Origin of the sequence: Paraglaciecola sp., assembly GCF_039943935.1 — a bacterium.
Taxonomy (GTDB): domain Bacteria; phylum Pseudomonadota; class Gammaproteobacteria; order Enterobacterales; family Alteromonadaceae; genus Paraglaciecola.
On the sequence record NZ_JBDUZQ010000023.1, the window covers coordinates 103,294 to 127,206 of the forward strand.

The 23,913-nt window shown below is 39.7% G+C and carries 24 protein-coding genes; 11 read left to right on the forward strand and 13 right to left on the reverse strand.

Going from position 1 to position 23,913, the window contains the following annotated elements; translation table 11 throughout:
* Nucleotides 1-141: 141 nt before the first annotated feature.
* The 3 genes from ABJD71_RS15335 to purM are packed head-to-tail and all read right to left on the reverse strand — an operon-like array spanning nt 142 to nt 2,551.
* Nucleotides 142-870 (reverse strand): DUF3108 domain-containing protein, encoded by a 729-nt coding sequence (locus ABJD71_RS15335; RefSeq protein ID WP_348171292.1) that lies wholly within the window; start codon nt 868-870, stop codon nt 142-144.
* Nucleotides 857-1,513: a phosphoribosylglycinamide formyltransferase gene (gene purN, locus ABJD71_RS15340; protein WP_348171295.1), complete on the reverse strand. Its 657-nt coding sequence runs from the start codon at nt 1,511-1,513 to the stop codon at nt 857-859. The genes ABJD71_RS15335 and purN overlap by 14 nt, the downstream gene beginning before the upstream one ends.
* On the reverse strand, nt 1,514-2,551 hold the full coding sequence (purM, locus tag ABJD71_RS15345; protein WP_348171298.1) for a phosphoribosylformylglycinamidine cyclo-ligase: 1,038 nt from the start codon (nt 2,549-2,551) through the stop codon (nt 1,514-1,516).
* Between the two features lie 184 nt (nt 2,552-2,735).
* On the opposite strand from purM, the gene ABJD71_RS15350 reads away from it, so the two are divergent.
* On the forward strand, nt 2,736-3,821 hold the full coding sequence (locus ABJD71_RS15350) for a DUF2066 domain-containing protein (RefSeq protein ID WP_348171301.1): 1,086 nt from the start codon (nt 2,736-2,738) through the stop codon (nt 3,819-3,821).
* Nucleotides 3,809-4,528: a DnaA regulatory inactivator Hda gene (gene hda, locus ABJD71_RS15355; protein WP_348171304.1), complete on the forward strand. Its 720-nt coding sequence runs from the start codon at nt 3,809-3,811 to the stop codon at nt 4,526-4,528. Before ABJD71_RS15350 ends, hda begins: the two co-directional genes overlap by 13 nt.
* Nucleotides 4,529-4,559: 31 nt before the next feature.
* Here the strand turns inward: hda and ABJD71_RS15360 are convergent, their stop codons facing one another.
* The 3 genes from ABJD71_RS15360 to arsC are packed head-to-tail and all read right to left on the reverse strand — an operon-like array spanning nt 4,560 to nt 5,927.
* The gene (locus ABJD71_RS15360) at nt 4,560-4,985 is read right to left on the reverse strand and encodes a DUF2069 domain-containing protein (RefSeq protein WP_348171307.1); all 426 of its coding nucleotides are present in this window, start codon (nt 4,983-4,985) and stop codon (nt 4,560-4,562) included.
* A gap of 1 nt (nt 4,986) precedes the next feature.
* Entirely contained in the window at nt 4,987-5,580 is a 594-nt protein-coding gene (wrbA, locus tag ABJD71_RS15365; RefSeq protein ID WP_348171310.1) for an NAD(P)H:quinone oxidoreductase, read from the reverse strand.
* Nucleotides 5,577-5,927, reverse strand: coding sequence for an arsenate reductase (glutaredoxin) (arsC, locus tag ABJD71_RS15370; protein ID WP_348171313.1), 351 nt, complete (start codon nt 5,925-5,927; stop codon nt 5,577-5,579). Before arsC ends, wrbA begins: the two co-directional genes overlap by 4 nt.
* Nucleotides 5,928-6,003: 76 nt before the next feature.
* Here arsC and ABJD71_RS15375 point away from each other — a divergent pair, with 76 nt between their 5' ends.
* Nucleotides 6,004-6,471, forward strand: coding sequence for a TlpA disulfide reductase family protein (locus ABJD71_RS15375; RefSeq protein ID WP_348171316.1), 468 nt, complete (start codon nt 6,004-6,006; stop codon nt 6,469-6,471).
* Here ABJD71_RS15375 and ABJD71_RS15380 read toward each other — a convergent pair.
* Together ABJD71_RS15380 and ABJD71_RS15385 are read right to left on the reverse strand one after the other, a co-directional pair.
* Nucleotides 6,457-7,911, reverse strand: a complete 1,455-nt coding sequence (locus tag ABJD71_RS15380; protein ID WP_348171319.1) for a M48 family metalloprotease — start codon at nt 7,909-7,911, stop codon at nt 6,457-6,459. The two genes, ABJD71_RS15375 and ABJD71_RS15380, sit on opposite strands and share 15 nt — an antisense overlap.
* A gap of 94 nt (nt 7,912-8,005) precedes the next feature.
* Nucleotides 8,006-8,524 (reverse strand): hypothetical protein, encoded by a 519-nt coding sequence (locus ABJD71_RS15385; protein ID WP_348171322.1) that lies wholly within the window; start codon nt 8,522-8,524, stop codon nt 8,006-8,008.
* Between the two features lie 208 nt (nt 8,525-8,732).
* On the opposite strand from ABJD71_RS15385, the gene ABJD71_RS15390 reads away from it, so the two are divergent.
* Nucleotides 8,733-9,809 (forward strand): AI-2E family transporter, encoded by a 1,077-nt coding sequence (locus ABJD71_RS15390; protein ID WP_348171325.1) that lies wholly within the window; start codon nt 8,733-8,735, stop codon nt 9,807-9,809.
* Nucleotides 9,810-9,830: 21 nt separating this feature from the next.
* Here the strand turns inward: ABJD71_RS15390 and bcp are convergent, their stop codons facing one another.
* Both bcp and ABJD71_RS15400 read right to left on the reverse strand, forming a co-directional pair.
* A complete protein-coding gene (gene bcp, locus ABJD71_RS15395) occupies nt 9,831-10,295 on the reverse strand; it encodes a thioredoxin-dependent thiol peroxidase (RefSeq protein ID WP_348171328.1) in 465 nt (154 codons plus the stop codon).
* Between the two features lie 43 nt (nt 10,296-10,338).
* Nucleotides 10,339-10,875 (reverse strand): ACT domain-containing protein, encoded by a 537-nt coding sequence (locus tag ABJD71_RS15400; RefSeq protein ID WP_348171330.1) that lies wholly within the window; start codon nt 10,873-10,875, stop codon nt 10,339-10,341.
* A gap of 156 nt (nt 10,876-11,031) precedes the next feature.
* On the opposite strand from ABJD71_RS15400, the gene dapA reads away from it, so the two are divergent.
* The 3 genes from dapA to ABJD71_RS15415 all read left to right on the forward strand — a co-directional run bounded on the left by dapA (nt 11,032) and on the right by ABJD71_RS15415 (nt 14,237).
* The gene (gene dapA / locus ABJD71_RS15405) at nt 11,032-11,913 is read left to right on the forward strand and encodes a 4-hydroxy-tetrahydrodipicolinate synthase (protein ID WP_348171333.1); all 882 of its coding nucleotides are present in this window, start codon (nt 11,032-11,034) and stop codon (nt 11,911-11,913) included.
* Between the two features lie 9 nt (nt 11,914-11,922).
* Nucleotides 11,923-13,029, forward strand: a complete 1,107-nt coding sequence (gene bamC, locus ABJD71_RS15410) for an outer membrane protein assembly factor BamC (RefSeq protein WP_348171336.1) — start codon at nt 11,923-11,925, stop codon at nt 13,027-13,029.
* Nucleotides 13,030-13,133: 104 nt separating this feature from the next.
* Entirely contained in the window at nt 13,134-14,237 is a 1,104-nt protein-coding gene (locus ABJD71_RS15415; RefSeq protein WP_348171339.1) for a phosphoribosylaminoimidazolesuccinocarboxamide synthase, read from the forward strand.
* 8 nt (nt 14,238-14,245) lie between these two features.
* On the opposite strand, the gene iolB is transcribed toward ABJD71_RS15415, so the two are convergent.
* The gene (gene iolB / locus ABJD71_RS15420) at nt 14,246-15,049 is read right to left on the reverse strand and encodes a 5-deoxy-glucuronate isomerase (protein WP_348171342.1); all 804 of its coding nucleotides are present in this window, start codon (nt 15,047-15,049) and stop codon (nt 14,246-14,248) included.
* An 11-nt stretch (nt 15,050-15,060) separates the two neighbouring features.
* Entirely contained in the window at nt 15,061-15,879 is an 819-nt protein-coding gene (locus ABJD71_RS15425) for a MurR/RpiR family transcriptional regulator (protein WP_348171345.1), read from the reverse strand.
* A gap of 137 nt (nt 15,880-16,016) precedes the next feature.
* Here ABJD71_RS15425 and iolC point away from each other — a divergent pair, with 137 nt between their 5' ends.
* Genes iolC through ABJD71_RS15445 form a run of 4 tightly spaced genes read left to right on the forward strand, consistent with a single transcriptional unit; the run spans nt 16,017 to nt 23,239 of the window.
* Nucleotides 16,017-17,948 carry a 5-dehydro-2-deoxygluconokinase gene (iolC, locus tag ABJD71_RS15430; RefSeq protein ID WP_348171348.1) on the forward strand — a complete coding sequence of 644 codons (1,932 nt, stop codon included), beginning with the start codon at nt 16,017-16,019 and terminating at the stop codon, nt 17,946-17,948.
* Between the two features lies 1 nt (nt 17,949).
* Nucleotides 17,950-19,803, forward strand: coding sequence for a 3D-(3,5/4)-trihydroxycyclohexane-1,2-dione acylhydrolase (decyclizing) (iolD, locus tag ABJD71_RS15435; protein ID WP_348171351.1), 1,854 nt, complete (start codon nt 17,950-17,952; stop codon nt 19,801-19,803).
* Nucleotides 19,804-19,836: 33 nt separating this feature from the next.
* Nucleotides 19,837-21,339: a CoA-acylating methylmalonate-semialdehyde dehydrogenase gene (locus tag ABJD71_RS15440; RefSeq protein ID WP_348171354.1), complete on the forward strand. Its 1,503-nt coding sequence runs from the start codon at nt 19,837-19,839 to the stop codon at nt 21,337-21,339.
* 58 nt (nt 21,340-21,397) lie between these two features.
* The gene (locus tag ABJD71_RS15445) at nt 21,398-23,239 is read left to right on the forward strand and encodes a metallophosphoesterase (protein WP_348171357.1); all 1,842 of its coding nucleotides are present in this window, start codon (nt 21,398-21,400) and stop codon (nt 23,237-23,239) included.
* A 35-nt stretch (nt 23,240-23,274) separates the two neighbouring features.
* Here the strand turns inward: ABJD71_RS15445 and ABJD71_RS15450 are convergent, their stop codons facing one another.
* Entirely contained in the window at nt 23,275-23,913 is a 639-nt protein-coding gene (locus ABJD71_RS15450; RefSeq protein WP_348171360.1) for an HAD-IA family hydrolase, read from the reverse strand.

Genomic DNA, 23,913 nt, shown 5'->3' on the forward strand with positions numbered 1-23,913 from the left:
GTTACGTTATATTTTTGTTAATATAAAATCAAGCATTAGCAGAAGCAATTAGGAATTAATGAGAGTTGAACGCCAGTTTTTTATTAGCGCCTTTGTCATGCAGCATTTTAGCGGACTTAAAGCGAGGTAAACTAGGTTAGTCTATTCATTTGGAGACGTTGTGTAGGACTTGAAACTTTTTAAGCGAATATCACCTTGCTCTTTATCGTCTTTAAACTGCTGTAACTTCACAAGTTGGTAATTAAGTTCTGGCGAAAACCAAGCGATGGTTTCCCGAGTCGAATTTTCTCGTTGAAATAAGACTTTTATGGTCTCTAGTTTGCCAAAAGGTAGTGCTAGTTGTTCAGTATCAACCACCATTAGATCATAGTGCCTTAATTGCCCACGGCTGTTAATTATATCGTACGAAAACTCTGTTTCGCCTGCGGCCAATTTTAACTGTACATCAAGACGATATAATTGGTTATCTAATTCATTCTGCCAATTAATAGGCTCACCTTGATTAATGATTATGCTCATATCTTTTGCATCAAAGTCTATTTTGGTGCTTTTATTCCTGCCTGTACCACTGCGACTGTAAGCGTAAGAAATAGGATGTAAACTACTGTCTTTTTTGAGTGAAAACAGGCTGGTTTCAGAGCGAATATCAGATAAAAAGAAAGCTGATACTTTTGAATAATAATTGAGTCGGTAGTTTTCATCCTCTGGGGTAAGACTCAACTTTGCTATGCCTAAATTTCTACCATATCTATTGACTGTATATTCAGCTTCAAACCCAACGAGTTTAGCTGTTTCGGCTAAGGTGGTCGGGCTGACTAAGGTAGAACTCAATGCAACAACCGACCATAAAATTAATTTAACCAACTGCATATCCCATTTCATCCAATAATTGACCATCTAATTCTGCGTGGTTATTGACCATTTTTAACCTGTCAGCACAAAACCAAGAAATAACTAAAGGGTACATTTGCCGCTCTTGTTGTTGCACTCTATCAGCTAATTCTTCAGCGTCTTGTGAAGCGAAGATGGGTACTTTGGATTGTAAGACAACAGGACCTCCATCAAGTTCTGCTGTAACAAAATGAACCGAGGCGCCATGCTCATTATCGTCAGCGTCAATTGCCCGTTGATGAGTGTCTAGTCCTTTATATTTAGGCAACAGAGACGGGTGGATATTCAACATTTTACCTTGATAATGGTCAACAAAATTTGGTGTTAGAATACGCATAAACCCCGCTAACACAATTAAATCAGGCGAGTATTGGTCGATGCGTTCCATCATTTCATTGTCGTATTCTTCACGACTGGCGAACTCTTTATGATTAATAAACACACCAGGGATATCGGAGTTTTTAGCTCGGGTCAAACCGTATGCATTTTGCTTGTTAGCAAAAACGGCAACGACATTGCCGTTTATTTTTTGTTGTGAGATGTTGTCGATAATAGCTTGTAAGTTGGAGCCATTGCCCGAAACTAACACTACTATCGACTTTTTAGGTATTGAATTTGTCACCTAGTTAATCTCTACCTGTTGTTCAGTATCGCTTTTTTCAATGTGGCCAATTTTCCAGACGTTCTCACCTAAATCAGCAAGAATTTTTATAGCTTGCTCAGCCTTTTCTTCTGGAAGGGCAATTATTAGTCCTACACCACAGTTAAAAGTTCGGTACATCTCATGGGTAGTGACATTACCCTTTTCTTGCAGCCAATTAAAAATCCCAGGCCATTGCCAGCTATTGCCGTCGATGACGGCTTTGGTTCCTTCGGGTAATACTCTTGGGATATTTTCCCAAAAACCGCCACCGGTTATATGTGATATTGCGTTAACTTGGACTTGTTCTAATAACGTTAAAACGTTTTTCACATAAATACGGGTAGGTTCAAGTAAATGGTCTGCTAAAGGTTTGCCTTCAAGCAGTTCGGTTGTGTCACTATTTGATACTTCAATAATTTTACGAACGAGCGAGTAACCATTTGAATGAGGGCCAGATGAACCCAATGCGAGTAGTGCATTACCTTCAGCAACTTGGCTACCGTCTATCACATCATCTGCTTCAACTACGCCAACACAAAAACCTGCCACATCATAGTCTTCTCCGTGGTACATGCCTGGCATTTCTGCGGTTTCACCACCAATAAGAGCGCAACCTGATAGCTCACAACCTTTACCTATGCCTGTTACTACTTCGGTGGCAGTGTCTACATTAAGTTTTCCTGTGGCATAATAATCCAAAAAGAATAATGGCTCAGCACCTTGTACTATTAAATCATTCACACACATGGCAACTAGGTCTATGCCAATACCTGAATGCTGCTCTAAGTCCATGGCAAGCCTAAGCTTAGTCCCCACACCGTCGGTACCAGAAACTAACAATGGCTTTTTATATTTTTCGGGAAGCGAGCATAGTGCTCCAAATCCACCTAAACCGCCCATTACTTCGGGTCTGTGAGTTTTCTTTGTGACCGATTTTATTCTTTCAACAAGCTGGTTTCCTGCATCAATATCTACTCCAGCGTCTTTGTAACTTAATGATGAATTCTTATCGCTCACGGGTGCTCCTCGATTGGCCCTAAAAAAGAGCGCAGATTTTAACAGCTTGCTTAACTAATACCAATCACAGATCATTCTTTTATATAGAACAGATAATTTACTAAACAATAGGTGAATTTTGTTTCTAAATAAAAGACAATACTTTTTGATTAGTACATATTTGCTTTGAGGAGTGTTGGCCCTGATGCCAATAAAGATTAAATCAGCGTTTTTGGTCGTATTGTTTTGGTGTTTCAGTGTATGGCAACCATTACAAGCTGCTGTCATTGAAGATTTGTTTGATGCCAGGATTGCAGTTTCTGATCAATCGAATAGAGCGCAAAGTGCTGCTTTTGCTGTGGCGTTCAAACAGGTGTTACTAAAAGTACGGGGTAATAGAGATATTTTGGCTAATGGCCAAGTTAAGCAGGCCATATCTAAACCAACCCGGTTTATTCGTTCGTATAGTTATGAAAATCAAGAGTCTCAGCTATATATTGTCGTTAATTTTGAGCCCCAGCGTATAGAAACGCTTGTTCGTAATGCGGGCTTTCCTATCTGGGATAAAAGACGCCCAGATACCTTAGTATGGTTAGTGATTGAGTCTATTAATGGAGACAAAGAAATTGTTAACTCCGAGAAATTTCCAGAGTCATTTGAATGGTTACATCAACAAGGGCAACTTAGAGGGGTGCGCCTTATTGAGCCTTTGTGGGATCTAGATGACCGACAAGCACTGAATATTTACGATATTTGGGGAGGTTTTACTCTTAACTTGAATCGAGCGAGTGAAAGGTATGGTGTTAACTCAGTATTGTCTGCCAGAATTTACCAACAAAAAGATCCCGATAATAATATACAAGCTAGTAATACTTGGATAGCAGATTGGACAATGCTGGGTGGTGGGAAATTGTTATCAGGCCAGGTTTCAGGGGCGGATGAAAATGTTATCGTTCGAAAATTAGTTGATGATTTGGCTGATAATTTGGCATTAAAATACGCAGTTGATTTAACTTCAATTAACCCAAATGAAAATAAAATTGAGTTAACATTTAAAAACCTTAAATCGATGACTGATTATGCACACGTTTTAGAATTTTTGGAAAGTTTAAGCGTTGTTAGTCATGGTAGCCTCGTTCGTCAGGTAGGTGAGCAGGCCACCTTTGAGCTTGCTTTGCTGGGAACTGAAGATGATTTAAAAGCTGTTTTACGACTAGATAAACATGTTCAAGCTGTTTTAGATGAATTTGGGCAACCAATCGGTGAGTTGGAGTTCTTTTGGGTCAAGTAACTGGTCAATTGTTGTTACCTGTTGGAATTAAAGATACTGAATCTTTTGAGAGTTTTATCCCAGGGAAAAACCAGCAAGTCTGCCATCATTTATTAAATCTATTTGAAGAGCATACTAATAAAAATATTGAACATTGGTTGACGTATTTATTTGCTGATACTGGCGTGGGTAAAAGTCACTTATTGTATGCTTCATGTCTTAAAGCAGAACATGTAAATGCTACTTGTGTTTATTTTAGTTTTAAAGAAAAGCAGCAGATGTCTCCCGATGTTTTACAAAGCCTTGAGCATTATCAATTAATTTGCTTGGATGATATAGAATATTTAGATGACGAACAGGATTGGCAAGAGGCAATCTTTAATTTAATCAACCGCGTTAAAGAAAAAGCGGATAGTTGTCTCGTAATTACTGGCAACCAACCTCCGCAAAAACTTACATTACAACTTCCTGATTTAATTTCTCGACTATCTTGGGGGACTAGCTTTCAAATACATTCATTGACTGATGAGCAACGCCAAGAAGCCTTAATAGTAAAGGCGAGCCACCGTGGACTGAATATGTCTCGGGATGTGGCCAGGTATTTGGTAAACCACTGGCAAAGAGATATGCCAGCGCTTATTCAATCTTTAGATATATTGGATGAAAAGTCTCTACAACAACAACGAAAGCTTACCATCCCTTTTGTGAAAGATACCCTCACTTTCTAAGCTTTCTATTAATGGTTTACAGAGCTAAAGCTTACTTAGGCTTTTGGCCCTCAAAAGCTTGTTTTTCTTCTGCTAGTTCTTCTTTTAACTTTCGGATACCTAAACCTAATTCACGACCTCTTAAGCGGGCATAGGCGCTACAACCAGTGAATAACAGGCAACATAAAAGAATTTCAATAAAAGCATAAAGCCTTTCTCCATCAACAGCATAAATTGCAGTTAACCCATGAAGCAAATAATACATTACGATAAAGTTGGTCCAAGCATGGGTATAAGGTTTTGCTTTTATTAAGCCAATTGCTGGCAGCAATATAGGTACAATCCAAAACAATATTGTGAAGGTAGTCGAGGTTGTTTTATCTGGCGTTAGATAAAAGTGCCATACCGGCAACCAAATCACCAAAGGAAAATAACTAAAAAGTGTCAGCTTTCGAAAAAATGCGCTATCAAATGTCATCTTAGCTCTCTAATTTACTGGCAAATAGTGCAAGCCTTTTGCCTTGTTGGATACACAGAACTTGTTCATCTTCACTCAGTTTACTACCTGTTTTACCTTGTGATAAATGAGTTACTCCATAAGGGCTACCGCCAGTTTGAGTAGTATGAAGCTGTGGGTTTGAATAAGGTAAACCACACAACAACATCCCATGGTGTAAAAGTGGTATCATCATTGTAATTAAGGTGGTTTCCTGACCTCCGTGCATACTGGATGTTGACGTAAATACACAGGCAGGCTTATTTTCCATTGTTCCAGCTAACCAATTGGCGCTGGTTTCATCTAAAAAGTATTTAAGAGGGGCTGCCATGTTTCCGAATCGGGTGGGGCTACCTAGCGCTAACGCGCAACATTCCTGCAAATCTTCTTGAGTGACAAAAGGATCCCCTGAAAAGGGCACTGCTGCTTGCTGACTATCTATATTGGTGCTGACCTCAGGTACTGTGCGAAGCCGAGCTTCATGGCCTTGTTGCTCAATACCTTGAGCAATCTTTTTTGCCATAGCAAGAGTAGAGCCATGACGACTATAATACAGCACCAAAACCGGACGAGTCATAGTATATCCAAAACAGACTCAGGGGGACGTCCAATAGCAGCTTTACCATTCACTAAAACTATCGGTCTTTCTATGAGTTTGGGGGTATCCACCATAGCTTGAATTAAAACCGTTTCGCTTTCTTCTTTTGCCAGCTTTTGTTCTTTGTATGCATCTTCACCTTTTCGCATAAGTTGCCTGGCGCTAGAGAATCCTAATAACTCGATGATAATTGCAATTTGTCCTTTATCTATAGGTGTTTTTAGATATTCTATCACCTCTGGTGCATGGCCATTTTCTTGTAGTAATTGCAAAGTCTGTCGGCTTTTTGAACATCTTGGATTGTGTAAAATCTTTAGTTCTGACATAAATTAAATTTTCAGCTTAAGTTAAAAGTCGTATTCTACCGTTAATTTGGCTGTTTTTGTTAAGGAATATCTAACCTTGAAGAAGCTTTTAGTTGTGCTTTTATCGTTGCTAGCGTTGGCGCTAGGTTTTGGATTGAATCAATACCTAGCACCTGACTTTGAAGTACTTAACGGTAAGGCATATAAATGGCGCAGTTCTGAGGGAAAGTGGACTGTCGTAAATTATTTTGCTGAGTGGTGCACACCATGTTTGCGTGAACTCCCAGAGTTAAATGATTTTCATCATCAGTATGGAGATTCTATAAGGCTATTTGCTGTGAGTTACGATACTCTTTCTGTTGATGAGTTGTCTGCGTTGCAGCAAAAGTACGATATTCAATTCACAGTGATTAGTATTCTACATACACTACCATGGCAACAAGCACCTAGTAGCTTACCCACCACTTTTATATTAGACCCTAAAGGTGCAGTTGTGACTCAATTAAAAGGTGAGCAAAGTGCACTAAAGCTCAAACAAATAATAGAAAAGTTACAGCGTTTGTAGCCTCTCTTGCGCCGTTCTTAACTGATCAATCCTGGCTCTAATCCTTTGTTTTTCGATTCTCCTATCACCTGCAAAGTTATAAGCGGTATGCAATTCATCTATTGCTCTTGGGTATGAAGCAACTAGCGAATATAGCTCAGCTTTAGCTTGGTGCATTTCTAAACTTTTATCACCCATTCTGTAAGATTCAGAGATCAGTTCATAGGCAAGCATGCTTTCTGGATTAATTAGTAAATAGTCTTTCAGTATTGCGACGGCTTTATCTGGTTGTTGAGACTGCATCAATATGTTGGCTAAATTCAGGGTTACTACTTGGTTATAAGGTGTTAATACGCTTTGTTCTGTTAATTTATGGATAGCTTGATCAAACTGCTTAGTTGCAGCCGCAATATCAGAGAATGTATCTAAGTAAAACAAGTTATTTGCATCTCTATCTAGCAACTCTTCAATTAAAGTTAAAGCCTTTCTAGGTTGCTCATTTGCTAAGTAAGCTAGCGCCAGGCCGTATTGTGGAGCCTGTTTAAATACATAATTTTTCTTTTTTATTAAATCTGAAAAATAAGCAATATTATTTTTAGGGTTGCCATAATACCTAGCTAAGATCCTTGATTTTGCTAAATGAAAATTTAAACTTGGGGGAACGTTTCTAGGTCGGTATGACGCCGCACGGGACCTAGCATCAGCTATTCGTGACTCAGGTAATGGATGAGTTTGTAAAAAAGCTAAACGAGTCGATTTTGAGCGGCTTTTTTCAGTCAATATTCCAAAAAAACTACTTGCACCATTCGGATCAAACCCTGCTTGCGCTAGTATGCCAATACCGACCCTATCAGCCTCTTTTTCATTTTGCCTGGTGTAGTTTATTGATGATTGCGCAGAGGCTGCGTTAGTGGTAGATAGTGCCGCAATTCCAGCTTCAGGGTTAACTGCAGCCAGTAAGATAGATCCTAACATTGACGCTATTTGTAGCGGTGATGATTTTTGTTTGGCTTCAATGCTACGGGCAATATGCCTTTGGGTAACATGGCTTACTTCATGGGCTAATACCGACGCCAGTTCTGATTCATTCCTTGCGTTATAAATGAGACCAGTATGGATACCAATATGGCCCCCAAAAAAAGCAAAAGCATTTATGTCAGGACTGTTTAATATAAAGAAGGTGTAAGGAAATTTAACGTTTTCTGCTTGTGTAACCAAGCGGTTCCCAATATCTTGAATATATTCATCAAGCAAAGGATCATTGATTACAGGGCCCTGTCCACGTAATTGGCGCATCAGTGCATCGCCAATCAGTACCTCTTTATCTAATGTGATCGCGCTTGAAGCCACAACGCCAATTTCTGGTAGCGTATTCTTTTTATTGGCAGCATCAACTGAAGCGCTGTTTATCAACACTGTCAAAAGTGCAGACAATATTGTGGTCACAATTGGTTTTAGCATAAATTCATTCTAGTTTTGTTTTCTTCCGTGAACAATCACGGGGCAATATTATAGGTTTTGGTTAGTGTTTAAGAATCATTTTCGTATTATTAGTTCAATTATATCGGTTTTCATTAGTATGTTCATTGAGTTGTGCCACTGATTCGGTGTAGATATCTTTAATTGATGTCCCTGTATCGTCAATAACTAAAATATTTTGTTTCAGTAGAGTTACAAGTTGTTCTACTAACATATGAATATATTTCAATAGTTCTAAGTCTGCCTCATCACCAAAGCGCGTTGTAATATGTATAAACTCTTGTAAATTTGGAATCCGTAACAAGGGACCGATAACAGCTGGATTAAATTCTTTAAAAGGAGACAAGGGGCTGTAAGGTTCAACAAGAATTTGTGGTTCACCATTAATAATGGGGAAACAATGCAAATCAAATGAGTAATCGCTTAAATGTTTGAGTAGTTTAACTTGAGGCTTTCCATTCACTAAATTGACTGGCTGCCAGTTATCTTTTTTTAATAAATACTTAATATTATTATCAAAGCCATCAGTAAAAGTGCCTTCTAATTCTGAAAGCGTGTTGGCAATCAATCTATAATAATCAGGGATTTCTCCCATATTAATAGTCTTTTTTAACTGGGTTATGTTTTTTATACTGCCAAACCGACAGTTCCAATTTTGTAGCAAAAATTGCCTCTTCTTGAGTTATTTGATTATTTTATCAGGATGACTTTGTGCAATAATGTCATTCTCACATACATTAACCATTAATGAGAAGTATCAAAGGTGTTAGCTGTTGTTTTTCTCGAAAAAAGAAGGGATCTAAATGTTAAACATTTTTGAACGTTGGTATAAGCGTAAGTTTTCCGATCCAGATTCAGTCATGTTACTTATGCTGCTACTAATAACATCTTTGTTGTTAGCAGTGTGGGGTGGAATCCTAATGCCTGTAATTGTGGCTGCCGTCATTGCCTACTTATTGGATTGGCCTGTGACTCAATTGGAAAAGCTAGGGCTGTCTAGAAGTTACGTCACTCTACTCGTTTTGTTTACTTTTTTAAGCGTTTCGATTCTTGCATTTGTCGGTATTGTGCCTGTTGTCACTCAACAGAGTATTAATTTAATAACAGAAATGCCACAGATATGGGAAGAGGGGCAAACTTGGTTACTAGAATTGCCAGAAACATACCCTGATTTTGTAGAAACTTCTCATATTCAAAATATGCTAGTGGGGGTGAACGAAAAAATAGTGTCTTTAGGTGAGCAGCTTCTTTCAGCTTCATTCAGCTCCCTAGGGGGATTAGGCGCATTATTAATCTATGTGATTTTAGTTCCATTAATGGTGTTCTTTATGCTTAAAGATAAAGTCATTTTATTAGGTAATGTTTCCTCGTTATTGCCAGCAGAGCGCCGTTTGATAAAACAAGTTGGAACTGAAATGAATTCACAAATCGCTAACTATATTCGAGGTAAAGTTATTGAGATTGTCATTGTTGGTACAGTATCAGCGGTAACCTTCGCATTTATGGATTTGCGTTATGCCCTGTTATTAGGAGTCTTGGTAGGGTTTTCTGTATTAATTCCCTATATCGGAGCTGCTGTGGTAACTATACCTGTAGCGATAGTGGCACTGTTTCAATGGGGGGTGACTCCAGACTTTTGGTATTTGATGATTGCATACAGCATTATTCAAGCGTTAGACGGCAATGCACTAGTACCTATTTTGTTTTCTGAAGCAGTAAGTTTGCACCCTGTATATATTATTATAGCGGTACTATTTTTTGGAGGTTTGTGGGGATTCTGGGGAGTGTTTTTTGCTATACCATTAGCAACATTAGTTAAAGCGGTTAGCACTGCTTGGTCTAGCCCTAAAATACATAACAAAAAGACGGAAGCCAATTAAGTTGGCTTCCGAGTAGTCCTACTAACTATTCAAATAATCAAGTACTACCTGATGGTGATCTTTGGTTTTAAATTTATCGAAAATATATTCGATATTGCCATTTTCATCAATCAGAAAAGATGTTCTGACTACTCCCATGTTTTCTTTTCCCATGAACTTTTTCAACTGCCAAACATTGTAATCTTCGCAGATAGCATGGTCTTCATCGGCTAACAAGGTGAAGTTTAGCTCTTGTTTGGTTATAAAGTTTGTCAGTTTTTTGGGAGTATCAGGGCTGATACCTAAAACAACAACGTTTAAAGTATCTAACTCAGATTTTGTATCTCGTAGGGCGCAAGCTTGGATAGTGCAACCTGGGGTTGAAGCTCTGGGATAAAAATATACCAGTACTTTTTTGCCGTTAAAATCTGATAGAGAAACAGTTTTGTTGTCTTGATCTGACAGTGAAAACTGAGGTGCTAAATCGCCAACTTTAAGTGTTTGCATGATATATATGCCTTATAAAAATACTATTGTTTAAAATATAAAATTAGTGGTTTAAGGTAATTGTACCTTGTAAATTATGCTCTGATAACAAGGCTTTAAAAGATTGCTCGATCATATTTACGTCTAAATCATGTGGAATTGAGATAACCATTTTACATTTCATTTGTTTATTTGAAGCACTAGGTTCGTTTTCGTCATTGATGAACTTTAGCCTGAATGCACTTACCGAAATATTATGTTGGTCGAAAAATTGTGTAGCTTGATCAATTAACCCACGTGTCCTCAGACCTGTTACAACTACATCAGCGATGTGTTCTAAATTTTGTTTAGAATGCTCAGTAGTTCGCTTCATAATGGATAGTAAATTATATTTTTGACAGGTTTGTAGTAATAAACACTCGGCTTGAGTTACAGCACTCTGGCTTCCTTCTACAATCATAGTAAGAGAAAAGTCTTTGCCATATACCGCTTGTCGACTGTCTAAAATATTGCATCCTATACTAAACACCGTATCGACTAAGTCGCTTAATACGCCTAGCTGATTAGCGCCTAAGATGGTGATTATCAATTGTTGACTCATTTTTAAGCAAACCCTACTGTTTAAATTGCGTATAACATACATGATTTAGGGACAGTTGATCCAGTTTCCGTTCTAATGTGTGAGTTTAGTTATTCAAAGCTTGTTTTTAATGGGTTAGGTCTTTACCATTAGGCGCTAATTTTTTACGGAGAGACCATGTTTACTGGTAGTTTTGTGGCGCTGATCACGCCTATGTTTGATAGTGGTGAAATAGATTACCCTTCATTAAAACATCTTGTTGAGTTTCATATCGAAAATGGGTCACACGGTATAGTCGCCGTTGGTACCACTGGTGAATCTGCAACGTTACCTTTTTCTGAACACATTGAAGTTGTGCGTAAAACGGTAGAATATGCCCAAGGTAAAATTCCTGTTATTGCGGGTAGTGGTGCAAATTCAACTGAAGAAGCTATCTTTTTAAGTACACAAATGGCGGAAACAGGTATTCAAGGTTTTTTAAGTGTCGTGCCTTATTATAATAAGCCGCAGCAGAAAGGTATGGTGGCTCACTTTAAAGCCGTTGCTGATGCTACTGATTTACCGGTTTTATTGTATAACGTTCCAAGCAGAACAGTAGCTGACATGTTACCTGAAACGGTTGCTGAGCTCGCTTCACACCCAAAAATTGTTGGTTTAAAAGATGCAACCGGTGACATTAGTCGCTTAAAAGAAACCCAGGCTTTAGTGCCGGAGGGGTTTGTGTTGTTAAGCGGTGATGATTCAACGGGGTGTGAATTTCTTGAAAATGGTGGGCATGGTGTTATTTCCGTTACCGCTAATATTGCACCAAAACAAATGTCAGAGATGTGTAACGCTGCTAAAAATAAAGACATTGCTTTGGCGAAAAAGATTGATAAACAGATAGAAGGTCTTCATACCGCCTTATTTATCGAACCTAATCCAGTGCTTCCAAAGTGGGCCTTATTTAAAATGGGCAAAACAAATTCAGCTTTTTTGCGTTTACCTATGGTTGAGTCGGAACTTGAGAGCCAAAAACATATCGAAGATGTCATGCGCAGTTCTGGCGTACTTTCTTAAGGAGAATGCATGACCTATAAGTATCAAGTAACAGGTATATTAGTTGTAAGCCTTTTGGCTGCCTGTAGTTCAATTGAAGAACGAGAATTAGCTAGTGGAAGCTTTGAATATACCAAAGAAACACCTGGGCAACGTATTAATATCCCAGAAGAGGTTGATTCTCCAAACTTTAGCGAGAGTTATAAATTACCAGAATTAGGTGCCACTGCACCTACAGATACTTTAGGCAAAGAGCTGAGTGTTTTGTCTCCATCTTTAGTGTTGCCAGTTGTTGCCGGCTCACATATAGAAGAAGGGTCCAAGACTGCCAGAGTGTGGTTTGACCAAGTGGATGATGATGAACCATTAGAAGTCACAATTTGGGGGCAGCTTACAAGTTTTCTAAAATCACAAGACATTGGTATTCAAGAAATGGATGAAGAAAATTTTCGTCTGGTAACCGATTGGATTGTTTATGATGCAAGCTTAGAAAACAGCTGGTACACACTTTATGGCTCTGAGAAATTGGAAAGTAAACGCTTCGAGTTTAAAGTTGATAAAAAAACGCATGGAAGAACGGCGTCGTTAAGTTCAAACTTAGTAGCTTATAAAGAAAAGCTAACACCAGATAGCCCTGAAATAATGATACCTAAAGATCAAAGACGATACGAAGTTGACGTGTTGAATCAGGTTGTGGCTCATTATGAGTTTAATACTCGTGTTCAAACTGTGAAACGTTTTCGTCAAATTCGCCAAGGATTAGAAACTGAATTAGGGTTTGATGCGGATGGTGAACCGGCATTTGTAGTCGATGCAGATTATGATATTGCTTGGCCTCGTTTGTTGTTAGTGCTTAGAAAGCTAGGTTTTGATGTCAAAGATTTTGATAAATCAAATGGTATGCTTTTTTTAAATTATAGTGATGGTGATAGTTCTTGGTGGAGTAATATTTGGTCTAGCGAAAGTGGTGAACTAGCGCTTGATGAAGACGAGTATAGAATTAAAGTCATTGATATTGGTAAAAAGACATCCATCACCTTTATGGATGAAGAAAGCATTCCTTTTCCGGTTAATCAGCTGACAGATTTATATAAACCTTTTTCTGAATATATGTCTGATGATAATTTAGATATTTAAAAAACTGCCAGCCTATTACTTAATTCTTAGGTGTTAGGTTGGCAACTATCAGCTAGTACTCTCTAGTTGTTTCTTTTGTTTTGACCTTGTGGAGTTGACCTTAAATGTCGATTGCAGACTCAATTTTATCAGTAAACGATGACCTACCTATACGTACTCATTTACCCGTTCATAGCGGAAAAGTTCGCTCGGTTTATTGGTTAACAGAACAAGACAGCCAACGTTTAATAAAAGAACAAAACTATCCAGTTCCACATGATACACCACTGGCTATTATGGTTATCAGTGATCGTATCTCAGCATTTGATTGTATATGGCATGGTGAAGAGGGAATGCAAGGTGTACCTGGCAAAGGGGCAGCCTTGAATGCTATCTCAAATCATTGGTTCAGGTTATTTAAAGATCAAGGTTTGGCAGATAGCCATATATTAGATATTCCTCATCCTTTCGTATGGATAGTACAAAAAGCTAAACCTGTGATGATAGAAGCTATATGTCGTGAGTATATAACGGGCTCTATGTGGCGTGCGTATAAAAAGGGTGAGCGAGAGTTTTGTGGTATTCAATTAGAGGAAGGCTTGACCCAAGACAGTAAATTATCAAATCTGTTAATGACCCCTTCTACTAAAGGTATATTAAAAGGAATTGATGGTGTACCAGAAGCAGATGATGTAAATATCACCCGTCAGAATATTCAAGATAACTACGCGGCGTTTAATTTTGTACAAGAACAAGACATTGCATTATATGAAAAGCTATTAACCGAAGGTTTTAATGTAATCAGTGACGCTTTAGAAAATATCGGTCAGATATTTGTCGATACTAAATTTGAATTTGGGTATGTAAAAGACTTAAAAGGTAACGATAAGCTAATTTATATGGATGAAGTAGGGACTCCCGACTCATCACGTATTTGGGATGCAGATAAATATCAACAAGGAAAAGTAGAAGAGAACTCTAAAGAAGGCTTTAGACAGTTACTTCTTAATCTGTTTCCAGATCCTGATATTTTATTAGACAAAAATAGAATGCCTGAACGCGAAGCCTTAGCTCGTGACAACGCACTTCCTGTAGAAGTACTTATGCAAGTATCAAAAACCTATATGGGTATTGCTGAAAAGATTACAGGTAAACCAATTGCGATTAGTGACAACCCCAAAGCAGAGATCATCACTATTCTAAAAAATAACTACCAATTGGTTGATTAATAGATTCGCTATTTTTTTAACATCCATTCATGTGCTGGATCATTATGGAACACCCATTCACGCTTAGGTCCAGCCATAACATTTAAATAGTAAAGATCATAACCATGGGGAGCACCGACTGGATGGTACCCCTCAGGCACCATCACCACACTATTTTGTTCAACACATATTGTTTCGTCAATACTACGGTCATCTGTATAAACCCTTTGAAATGCAAAACCTTGTTGAGGGCTAAACTTGTGATAATAAGTTTCCTCTAACGCCGTTTCATTAGGAAGGGCATCAGTATCATGTTTATGAGGAGGGTAACTAGACCAATGTCCATTTGGGGTAATCACTTCAGTTATCAACAGCTTTTCGGCGTTAACATTGTCCATCATGATGTTAGTGATGTGGCGTGTATTTGTGCCTTCTCCCCGAACCATAGACACGCAGTCATCCGGGGTGATTAGTCGTACTGGATATTCACCTGTTGCTGGTGCTCTACACAAGGCTATTTCAGCATCGGTATTGGCTTTTATTGTCATAGTCTCAGACGGCGGCGCATAAACTGCAAAAGGAGCGATGTTATCAAACACTGAGTGACGCTCACCTAAATTTGGGTAATGCTGTTGCTGTGTAGAAATATCGACTTTGCCCGACACAATAACTGCACATACTTCAGTTTGTTCTGTTAAAAACTGCTGCTGTTCGCCAGCATTAAGGGTGAGCACTTCAAAGCCCACATATTCCCAACTTGCCGATTCAGGGCTGATATGTTGAATTCTATTATGTTCATCGGGTTGTTGTGGGCGGCTATGTAAATAAGACATAAATACTCCTACTAGCTTGTTGAATGGTGTATTAAGCCAAGCATGAGTGCTTGGATGATACTGATGCTGCCATTTAAAGACCGAAATGAGTGAATTTCAGCTTCTTTAATTTTTATACATACATCAGATAACGGTATTAGTGGACTAAGCTGGCTATCTGTTAACGAGATAATCGACAACCCTCTTGATTTGGCTTCTTCGACAATCTCTTGGGTTTCTTGGGCATAAGGCGCAAAACTTATAGCAAATAACGTTTCTCCTTCTGACATTAAGTTAGATTGAGAGCGAGACATCTGGCCTACATTGTCAATTAAATGAGATTTTCGACCAATGTTATTAAGTAAATAACTGAAATAACATGCGGTAGGAAAAGAACGTCTAACCCCTTGGATATGAATAAGTGGCGCTTTGTTAAGTAAGGTTATCGCCTCATCTAAGGCAGCGTCATCAACCTTGTTACACATGTCTTCAAGGGCTTGTGTATTTGCACGTGATATTTGTTTTAACCAACCCAAACCGTTTTGTTCATCGTGAGTGGGCTGCTCTTTTAAAACAGACTCTATTCGTACCTGATAATCTGGCGCAGCTATAGCTAACTTGTCTTTGAAGAGCTTTTGCATATCGCTGAAGCCTTCAAACCCAAATGCTTGGGCAAACCTAATTAAGGCAGATGCATGAACACCTGCATCTGCAGCGATACTTGAAGTTGTCCCAAATGCAATATCACTTGGGTTATCTAGTATATATCGGGCAACCTGTTGTAAGCGTTTACTTAAATTGGTGCTTTGTTTTTGGATTTTTGCTTCAAGTTCAGATTGAGTCACTGCCATGAATATATTCTTGTAATAAAATCTAATGTAGTTAAGGATAGCGCATAAGGAATAAATATTCCACAGTTGAAAAAATGGAAAATATGTTCTATTTTATTTGGCATGTTCTACATTAAATTAAAATATGCGGGTAACACATGAAAGATACTAAGAGTTTAGACGTAATTTGTCTTGGACGTGCTTCAGTGGATTTGTATGGGCAGCAAATAGGTGACCGGCTCCAAGATATTTCGTCGTTTTCAAAAACGTTAGGTGGCTCTTCATGTAATATTTGCTTTGGTGCAGCAAGACTAGGCCTTAAGTCATCTATGTTGACTCGTGTTGGCGATGAACAATTTGGTGAGTTTATCCGTGAAGAATTAAGTCGAGCTGGCGTAGATACAAGTCACGTAGTAACAGATAAAGAAAGGTTAACTGCGCTCGCTATTCTATCTATTAAGTCTAAAGAAGAATTTCCCTTATTATTTTATCGCGCTGACTGCGCTGATATGGCAATAGCTGTTGATGACTTCGATGAAGCTTACATTGCTTCGTCTAAATCATTGCTTATTACTGGTACCCATTTTTCGACACCTCATGTAGATAAGGTTGCTCGTCAAGCTATTCGTTATGCTAGAGCCAACAACACCAAGGTGATTTTAGACATAGATTATAGACCTGTCTTGTGGGGCTTAACTCGCCCAGGAGATGGTGATAATCGTTTTGTCATTGCTGATAGCGTGACTCAGCATGTACAATCAATTGTGCCTTTATGTGATTTAATTGTTGGCACAGAAGAAGAGGTACACATTGCTGGAGGGACAACTGATACTGTTGAAGCATTGAGTATTATTCGTAAGCTAAGTACTGCAACAATAGTGTTAAAACGCGGGGCAATGGGATGTTCTATTTTTGATGCTGATATTCCCCCGTCTATTGATGATGCATTTTTTGCTGAAGGTGTAAAAGTCGACATTTTGAATGTACTAGGAGCCGGTGATGCGTTTATGGCTGGCTTTTTAAGAGGGTGGTTAACAGGTAAAGGTTATGAACAAACTTGTACCTTTGCTAATGCCTCTGGTGCTTTGGTGGTGTCTCGTCATGGATGTGCACCAGCAATTCCTACCCCTGAAGAGCTAGATTACTATATTGCCCATCAACATGAGATAAAACGCCCAGATCTTGACCCTGAATTAAATTATTTACACAGAGTGACAACAAGGTTCCCTAATGATTGGGGAGAGTTATGTATTTTAGCCTTTGATCATCGTATTCAATTGGTGGATATGGCCAACAAAGTTGGTGCCGATATTTCCCATATTAAACCTCTTAAACAATTAATATTAAGTGCATTACAGCAAGTTTTAGGTCAGCAGGAGCATGCTAATCAATTAGCCAATAATCAAGTTGGAGTGTTGATTGATGATACCTATGGACAAGATGCTTTAAATACCGTGACAGGACAAAATATATGGATAGGTCGTCCCGTTGAGTTACCAGCATCTAGGCCTCTTGAGTTAGAAGGGGGGCGGTCAATCGGTTCACGTTTAGTGACTTGGCCAAAAGAACATGTGGTGAAGTGTTTGGTCTTTATGCATCCAGATGATGAAGCAGAAATGTGGCAAGTCCAATCTAGACAGTTGCTGGAGCTCTATCAAGCTTGCTGTGTTAGTGGCCATGAACTGCTTTTGGAAGTGATCCCAACCAAAGATATGTCAAGCAACGACGATACTGTCGTTGCTTGTATGAAGATGATTTATGACTTAGATATTCGTCCTGATTGGTGGAAGCTGCCTTCTCCATCAAAAACTGCATGGGCTAAAATGAGCGATTTGGTTGAGCAACGCTCTCCCCATTGCCGAGGGGTTATTCTGCTAGGTTTGGATGCGCCATTTGAAGAGTTAACCCAAGGGTTTGTCGATAGCGCTTCTTTTCCATTGTGTAAAGGGTTTGCTGTTGGGCGTTCTATATTTTCTGGGCCAAGTGAAGCGTGGTTATCAAATAAAATTTCAGATGACCAATTAAAACAACAAATTGGTCAGAATTATATGACCTTAGTTGATGCGTGGAATAAGCGTAAGGAGCATTAATATGACAACCATTAGGTTAACTGCTGCACAAGCAATGATCCGTTATTTGAGTCAACAATATATTCAATTAGACGGTCAAACAGACAATCAGCCTGTCCCTATTTTTGCTGGCGCATTTGCAATCTTTGGACATGGTAATGTGGCGGGTTTAGGTGAGGCTCTATACCAAGCTCAGGAAACGTTCCCGACTTATAGGGCGCATAACGAGCAAGGCATGGCCCATGTGGCCATTGCATATGCTAAAAGTAATCAGCGCAATAGAATGATGATGTGTACTTCATCTATTGGCCCTGGGGCCACTAATATGGTTACGGCAGCAGCACTGGCTCATGCTAATAGGTTACCGGTGCTATTTGTGCCAGGTGATACGTTTGCCAATCGTAAGCCGGACCCTGTTTTACAACAAATTGAAGATTTTTCTGACCCGACTATTTCTGCAAATGACTGTTTTAAGCCTGTTAGCCGTTACTTTGATCGTATTACGCGTCCAGAACAGTTAATTCATAGTTTGCCTGTTGCCATTAAAACCTTACTTGATGCAGTAAGTTGTGGCCCTGTTACCTTAGCATTTCCGCAAGATGTTCAAGCAGAAGCCTTTGATTATCCAACTTATATGTTTAAAAGAAAGGTACATCGCATTCGCCGTGTAGAAGCCGAGGAGTTTGAGTTAAATGCCGTATTGAGTGTGCTTAAAGAGGCGGATAACCCTTTGATTATTGCTGGTGGTGGCGTGCTGTATTCTGGTGCTGCGCCTTTGTTAGCTGATTTTGCTCTTAAACATAAAATCCCAGTAGCTGAAACTCAAGCAGGAAAAGGCTGTTTGCCATGGACGCACCCGTGCGCTGTGGGTGGTATAGGGGTTACTGGTAGTGAAGCGGCTAATAGTTTGGCAAGTGAAGCTGATGTTGTCGTTGCGATAGGAACCAGATTGCAAGATTTCACTACAGAATCTCGGACCTTACTCGAAAAGACCAATAAGCTGTTAGTACAATTAAATGTGACAGAGTTTGATGCCATTAAACATAGTGCGATTCCATTAGTTGGAGATGCTAAGGCTGTACTTAAGCAGTTATCAGCAAGCCTTGGTAATTGGGCCGCACCGCAGAAGTGGTTTGACTATGCCCATCATTTAGACCAAAAGTGGCAAGTTACTTATAACAAGTTAACCGCAATGAATAACATGGTATTACCATCTGACGCGCAGGTTTTAGGTGCAGTCAAACGCACGAGTGAGAAAACTGATGTGGTGGTTTGTGCTGCTGGTGGATTGCCAGGCGAGCTACATAAACTTTGGCGTGCAGAAGGCCCAGGAAGTTACCATGTTGAATATGGGTTTTCTTGTATGGGATATGAGATTGCTGGTGGACTTGGTGTAAAGATGGCTAATCCTCAAAGAAACGTCATCGTAGTAGTGGGCGATGGCTCTTACATGATGATGAACTCTGAGTTAGCGACGTCTGTCATGCTCAACCAAAAGATTGTAGTGGTGTTATTAGACAACAGAGGTTTCGGCTGTATTAACCGTTTACAGCAAGGAACAGGTAATGCTCCGTTTAATAATTTATTGGAAAACTGTGCGGGTGAGCCTGAAGCCATGCAAATTGATTTTGCAGCCCATGCACGTGCAATGGGAGCCAATGGTGAAAAGGTTGCTGATCTTGAAGCATTAGAAGCTGCATTATTACGAGCCAAAACGGCCTCAAAGAGCACGCTTATTTGCATAGACACCGACCCCCATGAAACGACTGATAATGGTTCATGGTGGGATGTCGCAATCCCACAAGTATCAGAGCGAGACACGGTAAACCTAGCGCACGCAGAGTACATAGATAATCAGGCTAAGCAGCCATACTAATTTTTGACCTAAGGTCATATTGAGGAATCATTAATGCAAATATTAAGTAATTATATCGGCGGAAAACATATTCAAAGCCAGTCAAACAGACAGGGTGCAGTATATAACCCTGCCACAGGAGAGCAGATTAAACAGGTATCACTATCAACTGCTGCAGAAACCCAAGCTGCAATAAAGTCAGCGCAAGGTGCTTTAGCGGCATGGAGCGGGGTGACACCGTTAAATAGATCTCGTGTAATGTTTGCATTTAAAGGGTTGCTAGAGAAACACAAAGATGAACTAGCGCAACTCATTTCAGAAGAACACGGTAAAGTATTCTCAGACGCCCAAGGTGAGCTTACTCGTGGTATTGAAGTGGTTGAATTTGCCTGTGGTATTCCACATTTAAATAAAGGCGAAATTTCCATGAATGTGGGCCGTGGGGTAGATAGTTACTCGCTAATGCAGCCAGTAGGAGTGTGTGCAGGTATTGCTCCATTTAACTTTCCTGCTATGGTGCCGCTATGGATGTTTCCTGTTTCTATCGCTTGTGGCAATACCTTTGTGATGAAACCTTCAGAGAAAGATCCAAGCGTCGTGCTGAGAATTGCCGAGTTATTGACTGAAGCGGGTTTGCCAGACGGTGTATTTAACGTAATAAATGGTGATAAAGAGTCAGTGGATGTATTACTGACAGACTCAGCTGTTGCAGCTGTAAGTTTTGTTGGTTCAACCCCAATAGCTGAGTATGTTTATGCCACAGGTAGTGCTCACGGTAAGCGAGTCCAGGCTTTAGGTGGGGCGAAGAATCACATGGTTGTTATGCCTGATGCAGATATTGACTTGGTAAGTGCATCATTAATGGGGGCAGCTTATGGTTCTGCCGGCGAGCGTTGTATGGCGATCTCTGTTGCCGTATGTGTGGGTGATGAGGCTGCTGATGCCTTGATTGGTAAATTGCAGCAAGAAATAAACAGTATGAAGGTAGGCCCAGGGCTTGGAGAAGCGCAAGAGCCAGATATGGGGCCACTCATTAGTAGGCAACATGCAGACAAGGTAGTTGATTATATTAACTGTGGTGTTGATGAAGGGGCTACATTAGTAACTGATGGCCGAGACTTTAAGGCAACAGGTAATGAACAAGGTTATTTTGTAGGGCCGACCTTATTTGATAATGTTAAAGCTAATATGCGAATTTATCAGGAAGAAATATTTGGCCCTGTATTGGCGGTCGTTAGAGTAAACAGTTTTGAAGAAGCTTTACAACTAGTGAACGAGCATGAGTATGGTAACGGCACATCTATTTTTACCGCAAGTGGTGAAGCGGCGCATACTTATACACATCAGGTTCAAGTCGGTATGGTGGGTGTTAATGTACCTATTCCTGTTCCCATGGCATTTCATAGCTTTGGTGGTTGGAAGCGTTCTATTTTTGGGCCACTTAATATGCACGGCTCAGATGGCGTACGTTTTTATACTAAAATGAAAACGGTCACTGCTAGGTGGCCCAAGGGGCAGCAAAATGTGAATCACTTCACTATGCCTACAATGAAATAAATTCAAAAGGGGCAATACGCCCCTTTGTTTTGTCTATGATGCAGTGAGTAATAAAGTCATGCTTAAAAAATCTTTCACTTTGGGTTTGTGGTTTAGTGTCCTGCTAGGGTGCCAAAGCTATGATAAGGCTGCACGTTTAGATTATGTTGAAGGCTCTTTGAAAGTCGCATTTTTAGCTGATATTCATTTTCATAATGTATACGGGAAACTACAAGATAACCAATACGTTGGGTTATCCACTCAAACCCCGGATGGTGAAAAGCATGCGTTAATCCGAAGTATGGGAGCGCAGCTAAAGTCTACCCGTTTATTTAATGAAACCTACTTTGTTCTACTTGCTGCATTGGACGACTTGGTTAAGCGAAAGGTTAAACTGGTGGCACTGCCAGGTGATTTTTCTGATGATGGTCAGCCACTTCATTTACGAGGGCTAGCCAGTATTTTGAAGCGTTACAAAGAAGAGCACGGCATGCGTTTTTTCGCGATCCCAGGTAATCACGATCCGGTACGTCCATTTACCACTGCATCTGGAAAAAAGGATTTTTTAGGGGATGATGGTCAAGAGATTGCAATCTATAGTCTTGATGATAAGCGCTGTGCACAGGGGCAAACGGATGGACTTGTGTGCGCTAATGATTTGCTCAAATGGGGCTACAAAGAAATAGTAGCTACTTTAGCTGACTTTGGGTTTTATCCTAATTCTAAAGATAAGTATTTTGAAACACCGTTTACCCAAGCCAATCAGAAGCAGTTCATTTTTGAGGAGCGTCACTTCAAATGGTGTGAAACGAATAACCCAACCAAGTGTATTGCCATGCCTGACACTAGCTACCTTGTCGAACCCATAGATGGGCTATGGCTGCTGGCGATAGACGCTAATGTGTATCAACCCAAAGATGATGAACACTTGAGTCAAAAAGGTAAAGATTTTAAGGGCTCAAGTGGTGCAGGCTACAACGCCCTGTTGCAGTATAAACCTGAATTATTAAATTGGATAAGAGATGTAGTGCAACGGGCAAAGAAGCAGAATAAACAATTAGTGGCATTTAGCCATTTTCCTATGACGGATTTCTATGATGCAGCCCAGCCCGAAATGGAAGCGCTATTTGGGAGAGGTAAACAACAGATGGCCAGAATGCCATTGTTAAATACTGCCAAGGTACTTGCTAACACGGGCTTGCAGTTACATGTAGGTGGCCACATGCATATCAATGACACAGGCAGTGTAGTAGGGGAGCACAATACACTTTTTAATATTCAAGCCCCGTCTCTGGCTGCTTACCGACCTGGGTATAAGTTGCTTACTTTAAGGGATGAAATAGTGGATGTTGAAACTGTGGTGTTAGATGAAGTGCCGCGTTTTGATGAGTTATTTGGGCATTACAAAGATGAACATACTCATTTACGGCGTTACTCTCCGAGTAAGTTATGGAATGATAAAATACTAGCGGCTGCAAATTATGGGCAGTTCACTGACCATCATTTAAAAGAGTTGGTTCGCTTGCGATATTTGCCCAAGGAGTGGCCAAATGATTTGTTACGCTATATATCTGAAAATACGTTTACAGGCTTGTTTGAAACTACAGCAGTCGAGTGTACTAGCTTTGATGTAGATGCTGCATTAAGTCATGCGAATACCTTATTGAAATGGAAGACAACTGAACTTTTTAACGATTTTTATCGATTACGAAATGCTGACTCGATTGCTCAGGTATCATTAGCACGGCAAGCATTTTACATGTGGTTTCACAAAGCCTTAAATCAATGTTCTTTTAAGGAAGATAGCCTTCAGTACAAGTTGTCACTTATGTTAGAGATTATGGCTAAATTTTCTAATGCTCAGCCCAGTGATAGCATTCGTTTACATTTAGAGACGGGAGATATTGAAGAGTTAAATTGAAAGGCCAATGAAGCAAACTTATTTAAAGGGGAGCTCTATGATAGGTCAGCTATTAACTCAGGTAAATGTGCCATGTCATCAAAATCGATGACATGGGGTAACCTGTGCTGTTGTCTAGTTTTGTTGTAAAACAGTGTACTGATCCCTGCTCGGCTGCCAGCAGTAACCCCTGTAATACTGTCTTCTATCACAACACACTCAGTCGGGCTTGCGCCCAAACGATTTGCGACTTGAAGGTATATTTGTGGGTCAGGCTTGTACACGCCTAGATCATAGGCGCTGTATAAATGTTCACCAAAGTAATGTTGCATTTTACATAACGACAGAGCTTGCTCTATTTTAAATTTTGGCCCGTTAGATACCACCGCTTTTTTTTGTGGCAGCTTATCCAAGGCATTTTTTATATGAGCTATAGGCTTTAGCTCTTGCTCGAATAATTTGGCAACTCGCTGGCGATACTCTGACAAAAAGTCATCTGGAATGACGACGTTATTTTCTGCACCTAGGGCAGCTAATATATTGGCCATTTTTTTGCCGCGATAGTGCTCAACTAAGTACTCCACATCCAAGGTTACCTGTAATTTGGCAAACTGTTGTGCAATGGCCAAATTACACAAGTATTCACTATCAACTAAGGTGCCATCATTATCAAAAAGTAAACACGTTTTTGTCAT